This is a genomic window from Paraburkholderia sp. MM5477-R1, from assembly GCF_050436385.1.
Lineage (GTDB): Bacteria > Pseudomonadota > Gammaproteobacteria > Burkholderiales > Burkholderiaceae > Paraburkholderia > Paraburkholderia tuberum.
In genome coordinates this window covers 1,056,774-1,075,303 of sequence record NZ_JBNDMC010000005.1, presented here as the reverse complement: position 1 = coordinate 1,075,303, position 18,530 = coordinate 1,056,774, and the positions used below count along the sequence as shown (strand labels likewise).

The 18,530-nt window shown below is 61.1% G+C and carries 18 protein-coding genes; 6 read left to right on the top strand and 12 right to left on the bottom strand.

From position 1 onward, the window contains the following. Positions 1-441: 441 nt before the first annotated feature. Entirely contained in the window at positions 442-927 is a 486-nt protein-coding gene (locus tag OKW35_RS17315) for a hypothetical protein (protein WP_429552673.1), read from the top strand. A 483-nt stretch (positions 928-1,410) separates the two neighbouring features. Here OKW35_RS17315 and OKW35_RS17310 read toward each other — a convergent pair whose 3' ends face one another. Genes OKW35_RS17310 through OKW35_RS17300 form a run of 3 tightly spaced genes read right to left on the bottom strand, consistent with a single transcriptional unit; the run spans position 1,411 to position 4,561 of the window. Beyond that, positions 1,411-2,805, bottom strand: a complete 1,395-nt coding sequence (locus tag OKW35_RS17310) for a TrbI/VirB10 family protein (protein WP_429552802.1) — start codon at positions 2,803-2,805, stop codon at positions 1,411-1,413. Positions 2,806-2,813: 8 nt separating this feature from the next. Further along, the gene (locus OKW35_RS17305; protein ID WP_429552672.1) at positions 2,814-3,815 is read right to left on the bottom strand and encodes a TrbG/VirB9 family P-type conjugative transfer protein; all 1,002 of its coding nucleotides are present in this window, start codon (positions 3,813-3,815) and stop codon (positions 2,814-2,816) included. Next, positions 3,812-4,561 carry a VirB8/TrbF family protein gene (locus OKW35_RS17300; RefSeq protein ID WP_429552671.1) on the bottom strand — a complete coding sequence of 250 codons (750 nt, stop codon included), beginning with the start codon at positions 4,559-4,561 and terminating at the stop codon, positions 3,812-3,814. Before OKW35_RS17300 ends, OKW35_RS17305 begins: the two co-directional genes overlap by 4 nt. 71 nt (positions 4,562-4,632) lie before the next feature. Between OKW35_RS17300 and OKW35_RS17295 the strand changes: the two genes are divergently transcribed. Then, positions 4,633-4,863: a hypothetical protein gene (locus tag OKW35_RS17295; RefSeq protein WP_429552670.1), complete on the top strand. Its 231-nt coding sequence runs from the start codon at positions 4,633-4,635 to the stop codon at positions 4,861-4,863. Position 4,864: 1 nt separating this feature from the next. On the opposite strand, the gene OKW35_RS17290 is transcribed toward OKW35_RS17295, so the two are convergent. The 9 genes from OKW35_RS17290 to OKW35_RS17250 all read right to left on the bottom strand — a co-directional run bounded on the left by OKW35_RS17290 (position 4,865) and on the right by OKW35_RS17250 (position 12,327). Continuing rightward, positions 4,865-5,893 (bottom strand): type IV secretion system protein, encoded by a 1,029-nt coding sequence (locus OKW35_RS17290; protein WP_429552669.1) that lies wholly within the window; start codon positions 5,891-5,893, stop codon positions 4,865-4,867. A gap of 302 nt (positions 5,894-6,195) precedes the next feature. After that, positions 6,196-6,432 carry a hypothetical protein gene (locus OKW35_RS17285; protein ID WP_429552668.1) on the bottom strand — a complete coding sequence of 79 codons (237 nt, stop codon included), beginning with the start codon at positions 6,430-6,432 and terminating at the stop codon, positions 6,196-6,198. Positions 6,433-6,460: 28 nt separating this feature from the next. Next, entirely contained in the window at positions 6,461-7,045 is a 585-nt protein-coding gene (locus OKW35_RS17280) for a conjugal transfer protein TrbJ (RefSeq protein WP_429552667.1), read from the bottom strand. A 205-nt stretch (positions 7,046-7,250) separates the two neighbouring features. Further along, positions 7,251-8,927, bottom strand: coding sequence for a VirB4 family type IV secretion system protein (locus OKW35_RS17275; protein WP_429552666.1), 1,677 nt, complete (start codon positions 8,925-8,927; stop codon positions 7,251-7,253). 46 nt (positions 8,928-8,973) lie between these two features. After that, positions 8,974-9,954, bottom strand: coding sequence for a hypothetical protein (locus OKW35_RS17270; protein ID WP_429552665.1), 981 nt, complete (start codon positions 9,952-9,954; stop codon positions 8,974-8,976). Further along, complete coding sequence (locus tag OKW35_RS17265; protein ID WP_429552664.1) at positions 9,948-10,304, bottom strand: VirB3 family type IV secretion system protein; 357 nt, start codon at positions 10,302-10,304, stop codon at positions 9,948-9,950. The genes OKW35_RS17270 and OKW35_RS17265 overlap by 7 nt, the downstream gene beginning before the upstream one ends. A gap of 13 nt (positions 10,305-10,317) precedes the next feature. Then, positions 10,318-10,746: a hypothetical protein gene (locus tag OKW35_RS17260; RefSeq protein ID WP_429552663.1), complete on the bottom strand. Its 429-nt coding sequence runs from the start codon at positions 10,744-10,746 to the stop codon at positions 10,318-10,320. After that, positions 10,739-11,794, bottom strand: coding sequence for a CpaF family protein (locus tag OKW35_RS17255; RefSeq protein ID WP_429552662.1), 1,056 nt, complete (start codon positions 11,792-11,794; stop codon positions 10,739-10,741). Before OKW35_RS17255 ends, OKW35_RS17260 begins: the two co-directional genes overlap by 8 nt. Then, on the bottom strand, positions 11,791-12,327 hold the full coding sequence (locus OKW35_RS17250; RefSeq protein ID WP_429552661.1) for a lytic transglycosylase domain-containing protein: 537 nt from the start codon (positions 12,325-12,327) through the stop codon (positions 11,791-11,793). Before OKW35_RS17250 ends, OKW35_RS17255 begins: the two co-directional genes overlap by 4 nt. Positions 12,328-12,986: 659 nt before the next feature. Between OKW35_RS17250 and OKW35_RS17245 the strand changes: the two genes are divergently transcribed. From OKW35_RS17245 to OKW35_RS17230, 4 genes are all read left to right on the top strand, one after another. After that, positions 12,987-13,448 carry a hypothetical protein gene (locus tag OKW35_RS17245; RefSeq protein ID WP_429552660.1) on the top strand — a complete coding sequence of 154 codons (462 nt, stop codon included), beginning with the start codon at positions 12,987-12,989 and terminating at the stop codon, positions 13,446-13,448. 122 nt (positions 13,449-13,570) lie between these two features. After that, complete coding sequence (mobH, locus tag OKW35_RS17240) at positions 13,571-15,577, top strand: MobH family relaxase (protein WP_429552659.1); 2,007 nt, start codon at positions 13,571-13,573, stop codon at positions 15,575-15,577. A gap of 406 nt (positions 15,578-15,983) precedes the next feature. Beyond that, the gene (traD, locus tag OKW35_RS17235; RefSeq protein WP_429552658.1) at positions 15,984-17,777 is read left to right on the top strand and encodes a type IV conjugative transfer system coupling protein TraD; all 1,794 of its coding nucleotides are present in this window, start codon (positions 15,984-15,986) and stop codon (positions 17,775-17,777) included. Then, on the top strand, positions 17,777-18,511 hold the full coding sequence (locus tag OKW35_RS17230; RefSeq protein ID WP_429552657.1) for a DUF4400 domain-containing protein: 735 nt from the start codon (positions 17,777-17,779) through the stop codon (positions 18,509-18,511). Before traD ends, OKW35_RS17230 begins: the two co-directional genes overlap by 1 nt. The last annotated feature ends 19 nt before the right edge of the window (positions 18,512-18,530 follow it).

Sequence of the window (18,530 nt, the reverse complement as noted above, 5' to 3'; positions counted from 1 at the left end):
TCGGCGTCGCGGAGCATGCGATGGAGTATCTCGCCTGCCGGGCTATCTCATGAATCAGGCCAATAGCTTCCGGAATCAACGTGGACATCACTCGTACGGCTCTGTCGCCTCCTGCAGCCGCGCCCTGCGCGACGATTGAATCGGCGCCGGCCGCGACCGCTTCGCGAGCCAGTGCCAAGTCCGAACCTAATTAGCTTGGCGCCGCGCGCCGCGACTGGCTGACGTGACCACGGAAAAGCTCTTTCCGCGACGCTTGTATGTGCCAGCTATGGGCCGAAGGTGCAGGACACTTGTCTGGACAGATGCTCAGTAACGCACTGAAATAGATGCTGTCGGATGGGGGCTCAACGCTTACGGAGGTCTCCATGACTTTGACATTTATCGAGAGGGAAAGCATAGGTTATGCAACGTGTGAAGTACGAACGAAAAGGAGACGTGATAATGAGCAGAATCATTAACTCGATGATCGTCGGTGCGTTTTTTTCTGTTTGTACTGGGCTCACATGGGCTCAAAAGAACGACATGCCTCAGCAGGGTAGCGCGACATATGTGGGCTACTACCTCAATCACGTGTTATCGACCATGGAAATGGGTGACCAGGGCTCGGGCACGGTGATTGAGGGATTCGGAATTACTCGCAACCCCAGCGGGCAAAAGCCTTTCGACAAACTTTCAGTGCACTGTCTGTTTTTTGAAGGAGCCCGTGCCGGCCAGTATTCGGAGACAGGTTCCTGCACCGAGACGGATACCGACGGTGACATGATCTACCTTACGGTCTCGACGGACGCGCAGACATTGACCGGGGGCACGGGAAAGTACAAGGGCATCACCGGTGACGGCACATTCTCAGGACATCCCTTGCGGCCACCAGCACCCGGCACGTTTGCTGTGATGTTGGACCACAAGGTGAATTGGAAAATCAAGTAGCGGTTTTTCGCATCCACAGGTCAGAAGCGCGATGTCCGATGTGCGTCGCATCACTGACGTTTAACCGCTGAATCCACGAACGGCGTGCAGTGGGTCGTGAGTACGCGTTCGTTGACGTTGACACCTGACATTCGCGCCCACCGATGCGCGAGCGGCAGGAAAGCGACCTACAGCCGCCTCACCGACGTCGCCCACTGGACGTCCGCATTGGCCGAGCTGCTGCCCCCGAGAAACCGGCTCGGATGGCCGGACCACTCTGTTACCTGCCGTTGAACCCTGACCGCGCGACCGGCTGCAGTGGGTCGTAAGTACGCATTCGCCGATGTGAGAGTCGTCGCTCCGGAGCCGGCTCGGGCGAACGGCCGGTTAGTACCGTGCAGCCGCCCGATGAGGGTCGGTAGCTGAGCGTCTGCAATGGCCGACAACTGGGCAATCAGTTTCCCGACGGGGGAGACTGCGGCAGCGGACTGCGATGAACTGGTTTCACTGCAGGCAATTTCCCTCGACGAGCGCAGGGGGCAATTTCATGTCGCGCTTTGTGATCATCGTGATGCGCTGGCCAGGTTCCAGTCTTAGCGTCGGCTGGATATTCATGTTGCGCTGGAGAATGGTCTGCGTGGTTTGCGATAGCGACTGCGCGGCTGCCGACGTCAACGTATCGGATGTTCCGCCGTTGATGTTGATCGTCGTGCCGGTAGGTTGAGCCTGGTTGTGTCCAATCCATGCAGCAACGCCAGCGATCAGGAAGGTCGAACCAAAGATCCGGAAGAAGTGATTGTTGACGTCTGCAGTGACGCCGGCTTCACCGTTGGGGTCGGCGCCGCTCAATCCATCCAGTCGCATGCTCGCGCCATTCGGGAATATCATGCGGGTCGCTGCGATCAGCATGCGTTCCTGACCCACCGCGACGTCGTTGCTGGTGACCCCGATAATCCGGGTGCCCCTGGGAATTAGCCTGCAGGTGCCGTTGATGCTGTCATATATATCGCGATCAACCATCGCGCGAAAGGCGCCTGGCATGTCGCTGTTTGCTCCCTGGAGGGCGACCGTCTGTATTGCCGTGCCTCCCATCACCATGTAGGGCGATTCGGCTGGCACTGGTATTAACGGCGCGTCCTGCTGGTCATTGCCCCGGGTCTCCAGCCAGTTCGCGTTGCGTTGCGCCGTCGCGCTGCTTTCGCTGAGATGCGTCAGCCCCGAGGCGGCGGCCGACAGCTGAGACTGCATACCTTCGGGTGCTACGTCACGTGCCTGCGAGATAGCGCGCGGCAAATCATTTTGCATTGCGTCGAGCGAATTCTCGCTACGCTCGCGATTCTCACGTGTCGCACCACCCGTATCCTCGTAGGCAACCAGCGACTGATTCTCCATCAGCTCGGCCTGCCGCTGCCGGGCGAGGCGATCGGCGTCGGTCGATCTGCCAGCACCCGCGCCAGGCGGGTGGTAGCCGGGCGGCACCGGACCTGCGTCATCGCCCGGCCGGCCTTTGGGAATTCCGGCTTCTTCGGTCGGAGTGCCGCTAGCGACAGGGCTACTTGCAGGTGGCTGCTGCGCATTCCTGCGTGTTTCGGCGAGTGCGTGTTGCTGCTCGAGACGCTTGCGCAGTGCATCCGGCTGGGCTTCGGGATCACGTGCCGCGGCCTCGAGTTCTTCGCGTTGCTGGCGTTCTGCTGCGGTCTCGTGCGGATGGGAGAAGTGGCGGATCAGGACAATTGCCAGCAGGACTGAGCACATCGCGGCGAGCAGCGTCCTGGCAAGGTTGCGGCGGATACGGGTTTGCCGCCGCGGTTCCGGTGTGATGGGTGGTGTCCCGGTGTTCTGCACGCCCTGATAGGGACGGTCTGCCGGGTTTGGGACTTCCCGAGGCTCGTCGGGCATCGTCATGATCAGGACTTCCCGTAGATGCTGCGCATGCGAGCCGGGTCGCAGTCCGTCAACCGGCAGTCGTTGCTGTTGCTATTGCCATTGAAAATCCGGACCTCATCCTTGTCGCGTTTCAGCAGGACTCCGTATGTGGTCATCTGTTGCACTTCGTAGAAGTCGTTGCCGATCGGGATGAAGTTCGCAATTTCGGCCTTGCCGTCCCTGTCCATTACGAACACCGCGGGCAGTTCGACGTTATGAGGCAACTGGAAATAGGTGAAGCGACCGTCGTCGAACACCATCGTTGGCGTGAATGGCGCGCTGCCGCTCACGCGGTAATTGAAATTTGCGCGCGTCAGGTCGACCCGCGGACCGTTTCCAGTGACACCAGGTGGCCCCGATCCAGGCAATCCCGTCGAGGTGGAGCGCGCATATTCGACCCCAAACGCCGACGGTTGGCCTCCGGGGGCGACGGCATCCTGATCGGCGTAATGCCACGACACACGGTGATAAAACTCGCCTGAGTCGGACGAGCGGATCTCGAGTTCATAGCGGCGTTGTGTGGTGATGATGGTGGTCGGATTGCGCAAGCCGGACTGCCGGGGTTCAATCATCACATCCTGCCGGGTGATCGCGGTATGCAGGATCCAGCGCTTCGTGTCGGACATGTAGACGCCGATTACCTTTTCGTCGTCGGCGAACTGGATGTGCGTTTCCTGGTTGGCCAGCGTGTGAATCGGGTACGTATAGTCCTTGTCATAGTCGTAGATAACGAGCGAGGCGTCGTCGGGGGCCCGGTAAGGGCCGTTGATACCGGCACGTGGCCGGGAAGCCGGATGCCCGCGAACGGATCGAATGCCCGGCATCGCTGAGGGGAGGGCCGACGTCGGCGTGTTTGCGGGTAGAGGCCCTGAGGACGGGGACAATTGTCCGGGAGTCTGTGCATCCGCGTGACCAGCGCCGGTCGCGAGCGTGGCAGTCGCGACAAGGGACAGCACGAAGAAGAGCAGGGTGGGCGACTTCATTGTGCAGCTCCAGGATTCACACCGACGTATGGTGTCAAGGTCATGTGGGTGATCCGCAGCCCGAGCGGATTGTCTTTCTCTTCACCGGGACGCAAGGCTTCAGGCGCGAGGAGGAAGGTGAGTGTGAGCAGTTTCTGTTGCGGCGCCGATGGCTTGCCGTTGAGGCTTTCGATCAACGTAAAGATCACATAGGCGAGCTGGCCGTCAGGTGAAAACGACGTGGAGTTTTCGATAAATTCGCGGGTGAGACCGGGTGTAGTTACTACGCGCTGGGCGACCGGGTCCGTCTGCGTGATGTAGGTTTCAAGTTCCTTTGTGGCTGCGCCTGAGGTCCAGCCGGAAGCGGCCGGAATTTGCCGGGTAAGCGTGTCCTGGCTGTCGGCTTCGATGGTGAACACGCGCGTCGCCCACTTCACCAGAAAATAGCGTTTGTTCGCGGCGGTCGCGTTGTACTGTTCGGCATAGCGGTCCGAGACCCACACGGCTCCGGATTTCCCATCATGCTCAACAAAGTAGGGCTTCGGACCGCTGTTGCCGCTCTGAACGACGAGCGCAACGGTCTGACCGAGCGCGATCAACGCAAAGAGCGCGGCGACCTTGATCGCGACCCGCTTTTCCCAGACAGGTTTCTGGAACGCGGCGAACCAGCCGGGAACGCCCAGGCCCGTGTTTGGGGGCGATGGCTGTTCCACAGCGGGCGCGTCCGCCTTAGCAGCGGGCCTCCTGTGCGTTCCTGGGGCAAACATGTGGTGCTCCTCATCCACGTTCAGAGTGGTAGACTGCTCCGAACGGTCGTGTCAGTCTGCGGAGGTAATCCGTGAAAAGCCTTAAACTGGTTCTTCTTTTAGCAATCAGTTTGATCGCAGTGCTGTTATATGCACTCCGAGGTTCTGCAATTGCCGGGCTGTTTTCCGCTGTTGCATTTGCTACGTGGTGTTTCGTTCGAAGCAGTACCGCTGAGACGCGGAAAATCCGTGACGCTGCACAAGAATCGGCAGATTCGACGAACGCTCTGCGCGGTCGCGAGTTGGCAGAACACAATCGCTGATTCATTGGAATTGTCCGAAGCGGCGCATCGCCTGACCTACGGATCCGCTACCGAAACCTCCTGCAGGTGCAGGGTTCCCGCCTGACACGAGGGCTGTTGCGATGCCAGGTGCGAGCCACATCAAATACGCTCCGACGCACGCCACGAAGGCCAGTGCCAGTATTGGCAGGATGTTGCTCGCGAAGTAGTCGGCTCCGGCGAGCCCATTGGACAGTGCGATCTGGTCGATCAGGCCTTTGAGAGATGGCAGTGCGCCATTGACCACCAGGGTCATCATCAGCCATGCCACTACCTTGTACAGGCCGGCGACGATCGTAAAGCGCAGCCAACCATTGAACAAAAATTCCGTAGGCGGCAAGAGGAACCACGGTATCAGTACAGGTCCGAGACAGAATGCGAAAGCCATCAGAAACGAGCCCAACTGGATCACCAAAACAAACGCCAACCCCATGAAGAGAAGCGCAGCCGCCGCGATCACCTTTGCTGCGAAGGCGAGCAGCGTATAAGCCAGCGTGGCCATCATGTTCTGTAGATCGAGAGAGACTCCACCCGACGTGGATGCGTTGCTCGAAGGGGCGCTGCACTCCTGATGGGTACCAGACAAGATCTGACCATCGGATGTCATGTTTGGTACCTGCTGGCAGTTTTGGGAGGCTTGCTGACGAGCCGACGAAAATATCTCCTGTACGCCACCCCACAGCGTTTGCAACACCATCGTTGCGTTGGCGCTGCCACCGATCGCGTGATCGGCCATCTTCTGCATGTTGCCAACGAAGAAGTCGCGGGTGACGCCTGTCCATGTGGTCAACATAAACAATATGATTGCGGTGCGCATCAGCAGGTTCAGAAGCGATGCCACGTAACGTGCTGTATGACCCTCAAGCACCCACAGCAACGTTCGCCACGACGCCACGATCAACCCAAGCGCCATGAGCAGGTCGATACCGTCGTTCACGAACAGGCTGTACATGTTCACGCCGGCGCTTTGCATTTGCTGGAAGAGCTGGTTTGTTACGGTGATCGGATCCATAAAGTCAGTGCCAGATTCCCGTGAGATGGAGCGTGAGAACAACTAGCAGGCCTGCAAGCGCCGCAAGTGCTCCGGCTACAAGATGGGCGCGGGTATTCAGGATGACGAGCGCCCCCCAGAGTGTGTTGAGTCGCCAACTGCGGGTGATGCGCCTGTCGGTCGGGTCAAGCCAGTCATCGTTTTCTGGCGTGACCCTCGCACAAGCCTGGTTCCAGTGACGTGCCACGACCCGCATTTCTGTGCGGGAGCGGCACAATCGTTGGAAAAGCCAGCGCTTAAGCATTGCCGATTACCCGCGCTCTTCAGTTGCGCAGCAAGTCAAAGTGACCACGTTTGATCGTGTCTTTTTCCTGCTGGTCGAGACGTTTGGCGGCTTCCTGACGGGCCTGCATCTGTTCTGCGTAAGCCCGACGTGCCGCGGCTTGCTGCGCGGCTGTGTCAAGTTGCAGCCAGAGAATGCCGAGCACACCGGATGCAATCAGCGTCAACACACCGATCACAATCCATGTTGTGGCGGAGAGTCCGAGGAAATCCTTCATTTCATCGTCCTTTGCTCTGTTGGTGTTGTCATTGGGCGTCGTTCAGGAGGTCGAACTGCCCGTTCTGAATCTGGCTCTTTTCGGTCGAGTCGAGTTGTTGCGCGCGAGCCTGCCGCGCTTGCATCAAGGCTGAAGCTGAAGCTTGCGATTTCGCTTGCTCGACACGATCCTGCATTTGCTGTGCGACTTGGCGCTGCAACAGCGCGTGCAGATCGACCATCTCGCCGGCGAGCACGCTTGATTGCTGGTTGAGCATCTGCAGACCCTGCACATTGCCGGTTACGTTCGGGATCTGTGACTGGATTTGCTGCAGGTTTCGGGCCCTGTCAGCAAGCGTGCCGAGATTGCCCATATCCTGATCCAGCTGCTGCTGATAAAGGCCGCCGCGCGTTGTCGCGAGATTTGTATAGGCCGAGAGCCACTGCGACGGAGACATGCCGGTCGCGTTCATCTCGGACACGCTGCGCCCGAAAAGCGAACTTGTGGCGTTAGCTGCCTGACCGAGTTTCGACACGGCGCTATAGAGGGACTGGTAGTTGGTGATCTGGGTGCGGTACGGTCCGAACGTCTGACTGACCATCGATTCCGGAACCTGTTTCAGGTTCTGCACCATCGTCACATACTGCTGCAGTCGCGTGATCTGCGCCTGAACATTCTGTTCGACCATCTCCGCCTGCTTGCCGACTGACGCGGCGAGCTCGGCATGGTTCATCAACTGCGTGATCTCGGTTGAGCCTCCCGTTACTCCGCCGCCGCCCGCGCGGGCGGTCGGGTCGAGAAGGAAAGTGACGATCACCGTCGCTGTGGCTAACCTATGTCTATATTCGCGCATACATCACCTCATCATCACTGGATTGCGCAAACTGGCTTCTTTCGATGCTTCCAACAGCGTCACGCAGATAGGCTTCCTTCCAGTCCGGCTGGCCCGAGCGGAGGTGGCGGTCGAACAGGATCTGGGCGCTCATCTCGGAGCGCAGGATCGCGATCGAGCGTGGATCGAGCGGCACCGAGATACGGCGTGATGCACCGCCCTGTTCGGTGACGAAGTAATCGCGCTTTGCGACGAGCTTCTGGATCGTCTGGATCTGTCCATCGGAGAGACCAAAATCCCGCTGGTAAGCTGCCTTCGCCGACGGGGTGAAGTTTTCGACCGGCACGAACACGCGGATCAGGACGTTGTCGCGGATCTGTGGCCAGATCTTTGAGGTGGCGACCTGTTCGGGTGACTGGGCATCCATCCACACGCAGCCGAGCTCCTTGCGCATCGTGACGATCCAGTCCCCGATCTGTTTCGCGAACGCATCGTCATCGAGGAGGTTCCAGATCTCGGGCAACAGGACTAGGGTCGGGCCGATGACGCCGCGCGAGCGCCGCTCCCGTAGCGCATCCTGGATCCGGTAGGTCACGTACGAAAGGAACGGACGCGCGATCACCGGATTCCTGAGAATCCGTTTCGTCTCCATCGACACCCAGCGCGCCTCATCGAAACTGTCTTCGACGTTGTCGAAGTAGTGAGCGTGCACCGCGTCGCCAACCCAGAGCGCCAGCTCGTCAGCGAGCGCTCCCTGCGGAAGCGACACGTGGATGGTGTGCAGGCGCCAGAAGCGCGGGTCCCTGCGGCTGCGCGTGGCCGCCAGCGCTTTCTGGATTTCCTGCAGATCCGTCGCCTGCACCTGATAGGTGCCGCGCTGTTCAATGAGCATCCTGATCCAGTCGACGAGGAATTCCATATGACGTGGATCGGCGAGCAACACCAGGGGATTGGCCTGCGCGAGCTCATCACTTGAGACCCCGGGCGCATCCGGGTCGAACTGCATGTAGCGGCCGCCCTGCAGGATGGTCGGGATTCGCATCGACAGGTCCTTGTCGAAGCCATAGAGCCACGCATGCGGATATTTCCTGAACAGCGTCGCGCAGAGCAGCATGAAGATCGTCTTGCCGAACCCGGTGCGCCCACAGATCAGCATATGGCCCACGTCGGCGAGAAACCCGGTGAACCAGAAAGGCGTGCCGTAATCAGTCGGAAACGCTGCCAGTGCCGGACACAGCTGGCCGGTTTCGCGGGTCAGGTGATGATTGACGGCGTGTCCGCGCGAGACACCACGCAGCGGCAGCATGCGGGCGAGGGCGCGGGTGTCGAGAAACGCCCAGCGCGCGCACTCGCGCCACATGCCGGGAATCGTCGTGGCGAACGACGAGAACGCGTGCAGGGTTTCGCGCACCGGCACAAAGTGGGCGCCGCGCAGCACTTCCTCAACGGCCTTGTAGGTGGCAACCGCCTGAGCATAGGCGGATTCGGCGGCGACCTGAACATTGGCGGGGGTCTCTTCATAGACGGGCGACCAGGCAACGATGGAGAGGTTGTAGAACCCATACAGTTCCTCAGCCATTTCGACCTTGCCGGCCCGCCGGTTGGCCTCCTGGGCGGCGCTCGAGCGTGCCTCGTTCTGACGGGCGCCAGCGGTGTCGCCACCCTTGAGTGCCGCCGCGAGCACCGCACGGGCGTCCAGCCTGCGGCCTTCGTGATACTTGCGGATGCTGTCAATGAAGCGCTTCGCGGCACCTGGGGTTGCAAGGCGGGAACACGTGACTTATCGTCAGTTCACCGGGAATCTTGAGCAGCCCGTCAAGGCTGGTCGGCGAGACGTTGTCCGGCCAGAAATCGCGTCGGGCTGGAATGCCCGTCGCGATGCCGAAGCGGCACCGGCCGTTGGAATAGAAGTGCAGGTAGTCGTGGCCCGGTGTGACCTCAGTGTCACACATCTCGAGATCGAGCGCGGGGGTCTCGGGAATCGTGAGCGCCCTCACATGATCACTTGGCGGTGAGCAGCATGCGTGCATGAAGGCGCCGAACATTTCACCCGTGAGACGCCGGCACGCGAGGTGGGGATTGGCTGCGGTGAAGCCGAAGAGGGTGTTCTCGAACGCGTCGACAACCGCGGCGAGTTCGGACGCGGTATAGGCGAACAGGTACTGATCCGAAAACGTGCCGCGCACCGCCTGTGCAAGCGAGCCAATTACCGACAGATTGTCGTGCGTCATGCCGTGCATCACGCGGCCGGCGAACCGGTCGATGCCCACGTCGGGCAGCAGCGTGAGCGTGACATAGTGGCGGTTGACATAGTTGGCCGCCTGCTCGAAGGTGCGGCGGCGTTCATCGTCGATGGTCTGGGCGACGGCGTCGGGCAAGGGCACGGTTACATACCGGTCGGTGTGGCGCCGGTGCACCGTCCACCAGAGCGTGACCGGCCGTCGCGTCAGGTCGCGCATCGCGTCCATCAGGTTGTCCATCAGTTCGAGCATCTGGCTCGCCGACATGCTGTCGGTATCGGGGCCGGTGAACTCATAGGTGGCCATCAGCGCCGAGTCCTTGTTGACGATCAGCGAGTCGTGGTACTTGAACAACCACGGCACCATTTCAGCGGTCGACCGGCGCTGACCGTCCAGCCGCTGGCCGATGGCAGCGAGCGACTCGGAGTCGTACGGTGAGAGCGGGCGCTGAGCGTGATCGGGGTTCAACACAGGGTCCCCCTGCCAAAGCCCTTCGGGCGAGCGTTGAGTTTCTGGTGCAACATCTGGCGGGGCTCGTAGAAGTCGCCCTGCCGGCTGTACTTCGTGTAGCAGCTGATCTGGTCAGGATCGCGCCTGACTGCCATCCACAGGACGGGGTGCGTAACGAGCATTGTCAGCAGCACCCATGGGTTGCGCAGGCCCGCCGCCACGGTGATGACGATCAGCACTTCAGCGACACACCACCGGCGATCAATGCCGAACAGCAGAAACTGCTCGAGCAGGGTCTTGCGGATACGGGCGACGAGCGGGTCGTCGGGTTCGTCACTCTCGCGTGATGTCGTGAGGGCAGGTCCGGTCATGATCGATGCTTCCTCAGAGCGAGGCGCTGCAGGCGGCGCCGTGATTGAAGACCTGCGCCCACAACAACGGCATGTTGAGGATGGCCAGTGTGCCCATCACGCCGCGCAGCACATGTGTCTTGATGTTGCTGCGTCCGTCATCCAGCAGCCACAGCACGATCGAGCCGACGAGTGCCGAGAGCGACACGACTTCGAGCAGTTCGTTGTCCAGCACCTGCTGATAAACCGTGCACAGGCCGCCGTTCCACATGCCGGCATGGGCGAAGGTGGGAATCAACGACAGCCAGAGCACCAGCAGCGTGAAGCGCAGCGGCTCGCGGTGCGGATTGAAATGGGCATCGCCGGGGTGCGCGGCCAGGGCGGTGATGGCATGCAGAAGCGCGCGGGCGGACGGAAGTTCGAACCGGCGCCTGATCGGGCGTATGGACACAGGCTCAGGCATGGCGTAGTTCCTCGATCGGAGCGGCGGCATACCGGGAAAACAGCAGGCGCGTCTGGTACCGGCCGTTATTGACGCCGAGCACTTCGCGGATCTCGACGGGGCCGCGCAGCGCGCCCTGACGCTCGGCGTGCACGAAGAAACGGAAGGTGGACGCGATCTTCATGCGCAGATCCTCGATCGTGAGCAACCGTCCTTCGTCACTCATGCGGATCAGTGATTCGAGGCGCGCCGGCGCGGTATCGGACGAGTCGGCATGAAACGAGACGATCGAACCCGGGTGTCCGGTATTGAGCGCTTCCATCAGGTCGAACGCTTCGGCGCCGCGGACCTCGCCAACGATGATGCGGTCGGGCCGGATACGCAGTGCGAAGCGCACCAGATCGCGGATCGTCACGCCCAGGTTGGTCTCGAACGCCACGACGTTGGGCGCACACACCTGCAGTTCGGCGGTGTCCTCAATGGTGACGATCCGGTCGCCTTCAGGAATGACGTCGATGAGCGCGTTCAGCAGGGTGGTCTTGCCCGACGAGGTGCCCCCCGAAAACGCGACGTTGATCCGCTCGCGCATGACCCACTCGAAGAACGCGCGGACGGCCGCGCCACCGGCGCACAGGTGCAGGAGCAGCCTGTCGTTATGGCGGGCGCCAAAGCGGCTGGCCGACGCGGGCAGTGCGTCGAACGCGCCGGAAAGCTCGTAGTCGGTCAGATCGATTCGGTGACGCGCGTGCTTGCGGATCGACATCATGTCCCCATGCAGCGCGACTGGTGCACGCGCAGCAGCGATCCGCAGGCCGGGCAGCCGCGCATCGAGCAGCGGTGTCTGGGCCTTGGCATTGACATTGGCAAGAATGGTGATCGAGCGGTCCAGCGCGTCCGGATCGATGGAACAGTCGTCGACATGGGTAATGACGCCAAGGCGCTCGTACCAGATGTCGTCCGCGCGATTGACCATGATTTCCTGAACATGCGGGTCATTCATCAGTGGCTGCAGTTCGCCGAGGTAGTCGTTGAGGACTTCGATCGCGTAGTCGTAGGTCAGCTTGTTCATTCGCTGGCCTCCCAGTCGGCGAGCGTTGCACCGGAGCGCGGGCGAGGGATGGATTCGACGCTCCGGGTGTCGTCGAAGCGTGTTGGAGCCGCCGCTGGCGTGCGAAGTAGTCGTGACACGGATGCTGCCGATGCATCGGTTATCAGTTGTCGATAGACCTTGCGTGCATAGGTGAGGCGCAGTGCGGGCGTCGTCGCGTTATAGGCGCCGATGGCGTTCCAGGTAAGACCGAGACGGGCAATGTTCCTGGCCAGGATCCAGGTGCCAACGTAGGCGCTGGTGCATCCATCGTAAAGCGCTGCACGTGTCACGCCGTAGCGGGAGAGCCGCGTCAGCCAGCTGGAATTGATCTGCATGAGGCCGATGTCGATGCTGCCATCTGCGTTGGCGTGGGTGACAGTGGGCCGCAGGCCTGATTCAACCGCCGCGATGGCGCGCACAAGATGGACGTTGACGTGGTGGAAGGCGGCCGCCTCATCGAGGCAATCAGCGCGCGCCGTGGACCATAGCAGTGCGCCGGCGAGCAATGTCATGACGGTTTTCGGTTCCACTTTCTTCCTGCCTTCGTCGCCCGTGCCACGTGGTCAAAAAGGGCCTGCCAGGAATGCCGGGGAAAGACAGCCCGGCAGGCAACAGCGCGTGTCGGTCAAGGGTGAGCCGACGGAACTGATTTAACAGGCAGAGCGCAGGAAAGTCGCGGAAATGGTTGCACGTCGCGAACGCAGGTTTAAGCGCTATTTTTAGGTAGTAAGGGCCTTCCGTTATTACGACAGGTAATTCGATGGGCCGGTTCAAGGGCATGCACAAAGGCCAGAACGGCAATCGAATCAACGATGTACGAACGGAAAAGGACCGATCCAAAGGCCGCGCGTGAAGCGTGCAGCTATCGCTCCACGCGCTAAATGCGGCAAACGCCATGAACGGGAAAAAGGCCTCGCTCGAACAAGGGCCTGGAGAAAGGCCGGCAGCTGCCTGAAAGGGGAAAGTGCGGCAAAGCTGATAAGGATACCAAAGCTCTTCGGACTTGTCCGCAAAATGACTGCACGGCGTGCGCGTCGATCGTGCAACCATTTTGGGGTGATCGGGCGTTGCGCTGCCTACAGTACGGATAACGCAATGGCGTTTCTGTGGGCTTGCAGGTAATGAGCCCCAGCGACCTGCGGCGATCCGCAACGACTCAAACCAATGCGATATGACCCAACAGAACTATCAGGTTGCACTCAGGGCGCTGGTGCTGGAACAGCAACCGCTATGGTGGCCCGTACTGGACCAGTGGGTTTCCCGCTTTGGGGGCTGGTGGGCGCATGAGCACGACGAGTCGCGGGACCCCGCGTGGGCCATCGCCTGTCAGGCGTTGCGTCGGGATCCCCTGCTGGCTGACGCCCATCGTGCTGCCCATTTCCTGGCAATGCTGCCGTTCAACCGATGGCATGCGGCGACACCCAACGGGCGACGGTGGAATCCGCTCCACGAGTCCTTTGCGCCATTTACGGCCCGGGTCATGCCCGAGGGAGTGGTGACCTTTGTGGCGCCAGACTTCGAGACGCTGCGTTCGACCGAAACCGTGAAGTGGCTGTGGGCAACGTGGCTCGGCGAGTATGCGAAACGCATGCCCCGTGGTTGCCAACATGTTTCCCAACATGGCCTCCAATGATGATCCCGGATGGATGGCTCATGATGGGCGCGGCCGCGTGCGGCGTCGCGTTCGGTGTCGTGCAATTTACGCCACGATTCCGACGTCGGGCGGGACGGCCTCGCGCGCCAATGCCAATGCCAATGGCGATGACCTGTGCGCGCCGGACGGGCAGCGGCCATGTGGCCGAGGGCGCAGGTGATGCTGCGCCATCGGCCTACCACCTCGCCGTGCTCGATTACACAACCCTGATTGCGATGACGGGGATGCAGGGCGCGCTTACCCGCATCCGGGAGAGTCTGGGATTCACGCCCATGAGCTTCCGTGGAGATGTCGAGCCGCTTTTGCAACGTCTTGTCGAATTCGTGCAACTGTTGCCCGCCTCGGAATCACATCATCACGCGCAGCCGGGCGGTCTGCTGGTTCATCTGCTCGAGGTCGCCCAGTACGCGCTGCATTTCCGCGATGCATGGCGGCTGCCGCTGGGTGCGAGTTCCGAAGATCAACTGCAGCACGCCGCAAGATACAGCTATGCGGTGCTCGTTGCGGCGCTCCTGCACGACATTGGCAAGCCGGTGACGGATCTGCGCGTGGAACTCGTGGTGGGGCATCAAACGCGGCCGTGGGTGGCGCTCGCGGGCAGCATGAACGACCAGGGTGGTACGTGGTACCGGGTCGAATTCCCGGGTGCAGGTGAGCGCGATTACTGCGCGCACGCGCGCCTGCCCATGGTGCTGCTGCAGCGTCTGGTGCCGGCTGCGACCCTCGTCTGGCTGGGACAGTATCCGCCGGTGCTCATGGAGCTGACCGACTATCTGTCGGGGGGCGCCAACGAGAAGGAAGGGGCGATTGGCCGGATCGTCGGGCAGGCAGACCGCAAATCGGTCGCCGACAATCTGCTGAACGGACCGCGCACGCGTTTCGCGACCGCGCGCGCGGTGCCTTTGATCGAGCGCCTGATGGAAGGTCTGCGCAGACTGCTTGCTGAAGGCGGCCTGCCGCTGAATCGCGCGGGTGCAACGGGTTATTGTGACGGCGACTCGCTATGGTGTGTCGCGGGGACGGTGGCTGAAGCGGTGCGCACCTGGCTCGCGCAGCATGAACAGCAGGAAAGCGATGCAGCGGGCATACCGGCCGACAACAATCGGCTGTTCGATAGCTGGCAGGAATACGGCGCGCTGATTCCCGCAAGCGACGGCGGCGCGATATGGACCATCGACGTAACAATCGGTGCCTGGCATCAGCATTTCACCGTACTGCGCTTCGCACTTGCAATGCTCTACGCGGATCCTGCGCGCTATCCGCGTGCGTTGCCAGCAGGTGCGATTAGCGTGCGCGACGACCCCGATGCCAATACGACGCAGTCGCCGGACACAGGTGGCGGAAACAATGAGCCGATGACGCAGTCGGCGCCTGGGGTGATCGTCAACGAAGGGGTAACGGACTCAGCTCACCTCATGACGCGGGACCACATACATGGCGCGAAACCTGATGCAGCAGGTGAGCCGTCTCCTGCTGGGTACGAAGCGGTTTTTCTGCAGGACAGGGAGAGCGCGGCGGCGGCGCTGCTTGATGACGTGATTGAATCAGCCGCCAGGCCATCGACTGGCGCTGACCCGCCGGCGCAACTGCGTGAGCCCATGCGCCCTAAACAGAAAGGGACGAGGCCAAAGGAGTCGATTGCGCAACGCGATGGCGCGCGCCGACCCCGTCCCAACGCAGAGCGGTTCATGGCGTGGTTGCAGGAGGGCGTTGCAAGCGGGGCACTACCGTACAACGAGTCGATGGCGCGGGTGCATTTCGTTGCAGAAGGCATGCTGCTCGTCACGCCCGCGATCTTTCGTGACTTTGCCGAGGCGCATGCCGGCGCGATCGATGTCGAGCAGGTGGCAGATGGCAAGACCCTGGAGTCGTGGAAAGTCGTGCAGCGGGACTTCCAGAAGTCGGGCTATCCGGTTGCTGGCGAGCCCGGCTCCGCGGGGAAGTCGTTCCTGCTTCATTACAACATCAAGGGCGCGGGTGGACGACAGCTGTCGGTCATGCGCATTCCTGAGCCGGAAAGGTTCTTCAATCCGGTACCACCGCCCAATGCATTGATTCAATCGCGCCTGAAGACGGTAGAAGTGACGGCCCGGACAGGTGATCCATGAGCTACCCGATCGAAAACAGATTCCGTAAACCGGTTGAACTGGTTTCATCTGTCGTCGCGCTGTTGGCGGCAGGCGTTCTCTGGTCGCACCCACGCCTGTTCCTCGTCACTCCGGTCACGGGTAGCGTCACCACACTCATCCTGATCGCGCTCGCTGTCTGGCGCGGCAGACAGGGGTACCAGTTGCTGCGCTTCCAGCGCAACCTGAGGCGGTTGCCTCAATACACGATCGCCGCCTCGGAGATCCCGTGTCCGGACACGGAAGTGTTTCTGGGGAGAGGGTTTCGCTGGACCGCGCTGCACACACAGCGTCTGTATCAGGCACGTCTGCCGGAGAACCGGCATCTGCGTGCACGTAATGAACGCTATGACCAGGCTCGGGATATTGAACGTCGGCATCCCGGCTGGTGGCTGACGAAGCTCACGATGCAGACGGCGCGTGGTGGAATCCAGTCGCGCCTTTACCGCCTGTGGGAGGCGATCCGGCACTGCACGGCGTTGAGCCCGACGAGCGTGACATCTACTTCGATCTGGGCGAGCGTGTTGGCCATACGGTGGTGCTGGGCACGACCCGTGTGGGGAAGACACGATTGTGTGAACTCCTGGTGTCACAGGACATCCATCGTGGCGACGTGGTCATCGTGTTCGACCCCAAGGGCGATGTCGATCTGCTGTTGCGTCTCTACGCCGAAGCGTGTCGCTGCGGACGGGCGCAGGAGTTCTATCTCTTTCACCTCGGCTACCCGGATCAGTCCGCCCGATACAGCCCGATCGGGACGTTCTCGCGCATCACGGAGGTCGCTACGCGCATCGCGGGCAATCTGCCCGATCAGGGGCAATCAGCGGCATTCCGTGACTTTGTGTGGCGTTTCGTCAACGTGATGGCGCGTGCGATGACTGCGCTCGGGATGCGTCCCACTTATGAGCTGATCTACCAGAATGCGGTGAATATCGATGGTCTGGCGCTAAGGTATCTGGAGTTCTGGCTCGATCGCGATCATCCGCAATGGCGTGACGGTCTGCCCGAAGCCGGCAAAAACATCGTCGAGCGCGCGAGGAAAACCGGGCGCACGACCTATGCGATGCAGATCCTTGCGCTGATGCAGGAGCAATACTGGCACGAGCCGGTCGCCGATGGACTCGCATCCGTACTCAATAACGATCGCACCTATTTCGAAAAGCTGGTGTCCTCACTTTATCCTCTCCTGGAAAAGCTCACCACTGGAAAGATGGCCGGGTTGCTGTCACCCGATTACGACGATCCGCGCGACCCGCGACCGGTTTTTGACTGGAACCGTGTGATCGATCGCGGTGGCATCGTCTATATTGGTCTCGATGCCTTGTCCGATTTCGAAGTGGCTGGCGTGGTGGGCAACGCGATGTTTGCGGATCTGACTTCGACCGCGGGCCGGATCTATAAATATGGCTATGGTTATGGCCAGCGTGCACCAGGTTCGCGCCGCCGGGTGTCGATTCATGCCGACGAGTTCAACGAGCTGGTCGGCGACGAATTCATCCCGCTGGTGAACAAGGCGGGTGGTGCGGGCTATCAGGTGACCGCCTACACACAGACGAGCGCGGATCTTGAAGCCAGTGTGGGTTCGAAGGCGAAGGCAGAGCAGATCTTTGGGAACTTCAACACGTTGATCATGATGCGGGTGAAGTACCAGGCGACCGCTGAAATCCTGACGAGGCAACTACCCATGGCGGAGATCCGCTCGCTGACATTGTCCTCGAGCGCCACCGACGCAGTGAAACGCGGTGAGCAGATTGCCTTCACCGCGCAAACGCAGGACAGGATCTCGGTTCGTGAGGTGCCACTGTTGCAACCGGCGGATCTCACCCAGCTGCCGAAGGGACAGGCGTTCGCGCTGATCGAAGGAGGGCAGCTGGTCAAGCTGAGACTGCCGCTGCTGGAGGAGCAGGACCCGATGCGGCTGCCCGGTCTTGACCATGTCGTTGCGGACATGCGGGCGAACTATGCGCGATACATATTCGCGGTTGACCGGTTCAATGCGACCGGTGGTGATCGGTGCCCGACCATGAATAAAGGAAGCTTTATTCCGTTATGCGAAGCATCGGCCGATGCAACTGGGAAGGAAATTGAGGACACAATTGAGGACGTAATTGAGGCCACGGCTGCGCGCATGACGGCGCTCGATCCTGGGCTGACCACGGAGGGCAAGGGCAGTGGATTCTGATGCCACAGGCGTTTTCCGGTCGCAGGCAGATCATCGTGACCGGCCCACCGCGCGACAGTAATGCGGACGGCGTCAAGTCGTTCTTCTGGCTCTTTGACACGCTCATTCATCTGGGGCTGTGGCTTCTGCTGATCACGTTCTTCGCGGTACTGGCCGATCTCGCGGCAGCCTGGTTCTGGTGGCGCGACGATCCGGTCGGCGGTATCGAGGCGCTGGTGCGGTACTACCTCGAACAGACGACTGATCCGGAACTGGCCCAACAGGTCGCCGACGCGGCGTACTGGAGCTGGTTTGGCTGGACCGGCATTGACGCGTCAGCACGTGCATGGCAGGCGGGCATACAACCCACGCAGGGCCTGGCGAGTGTGTGGCGGCCCATGTTCTTTGGCGACCCACACGCAGGCCTGATTGTCGCGATGTATGGGGTGAGACTTTTCGGGATCCGAGCCGCCATGCTGGCAATGACGGTGCCGCAATTCACGCTGGCGATGGTGGTCGCGGTCGTCGACGGGCTGGTTGCGCGATACGTCCGGCGGGCGCAAGGCGCCCATGAATCGGCGACGCGCTATCACCATGCAAAAAGGCTCCTGATATTCGGGCTGATTCCCGTGCTGGCGATCGTATGGCTGGTCTCACCGGTTAAGTTGCCGATCGATGCGCTGTTCTGGCCAGTCTCCCTTGCTGTGGTCATGGCGCTATGGACGATGGCGCGGTTCTATAAAAAATATTTCTGAGGAAACCGGCTGGATGGAT

Coding starts and splice junctions, on each gene's coding strand:
- OKW35_RS17285 (WP_429552668.1), bottom strand. CDS start 6,432: ATGAAGGATTTCCTCGGACTCTCCGCCACAACATGGATTGTGATCGGT.
- OKW35_RS17265 (WP_429552664.1), bottom strand. CDS start 10,304: ATGACCGGACCTGCCCTCACGACATCACGCGAGAGTGACGAACCCGAC.
- OKW35_RS17300 (WP_429552671.1), bottom strand. CDS start 4,561: ATGTTTGCCCCAGGAACGCACAGGAGGCCCGCTGCTAAGGCGGACGCG.
- OKW35_RS17315 (WP_429552673.1), top strand. CDS start 442: ATGAGCAGAATCATTAACTCGATGATCGTCGGTGCGTTTTTTTCTGTT.
- OKW35_RS17305 (WP_429552672.1), bottom strand. CDS start 3,815: ATGAAGTCGCCCACCCTGCTCTTCTTCGTGCTGTCCCTTGTCGCGACT.
- OKW35_RS17230 (WP_429552657.1), top strand. CDS start 17,777: ATGCCACAGGCGTTTTCCGGTCGCAGGCAGATCATCGTGACCGGCCCA.
- OKW35_RS17255 (WP_429552662.1), bottom strand. CDS start 11,794: ATGAACAAGCTGACCTACGACTACGCGATCGAAGTCCTCAACGACTAC.
- OKW35_RS17245 (WP_429552660.1), top strand. CDS start 12,987: ATGACCCAACAGAACTATCAGGTTGCACTCAGGGCGCTGGTGCTGGAA.
- mobH (WP_429552659.1), top strand. CDS start 13,571: ATGGCGATGACCTGTGCGCGCCGGACGGGCAGCGGCCATGTGGCCGAG.
- OKW35_RS17310 (WP_429552802.1), bottom strand. CDS start 2,805: ATGCCCGACGAGCCTCGGGAAGTCCCAAACCCGGCAGACCGTCCCTAT.
- OKW35_RS17290 (WP_429552669.1), bottom strand. CDS start 5,893: ATGGATCCGATCACCGTAACAAACCAGCTCTTCCAGCAAATGCAAAGC.
- OKW35_RS17250 (WP_429552661.1), bottom strand. CDS start 12,327: ATGACATTGCTCGCCGGCGCACTGCTATGGTCCACGGCGCGCGCTGAT.
- OKW35_RS17260 (WP_429552663.1), bottom strand. CDS start 10,746: ATGCCTGAGCCTGTGTCCATACGCCCGATCAGGCGCCGGTTCGAACTT.
- OKW35_RS17280 (WP_429552667.1), bottom strand. CDS start 7,045: ATGGTGCAGAACCTGAAACAGGTTCCGGAATCGATGGTCAGTCAGACG.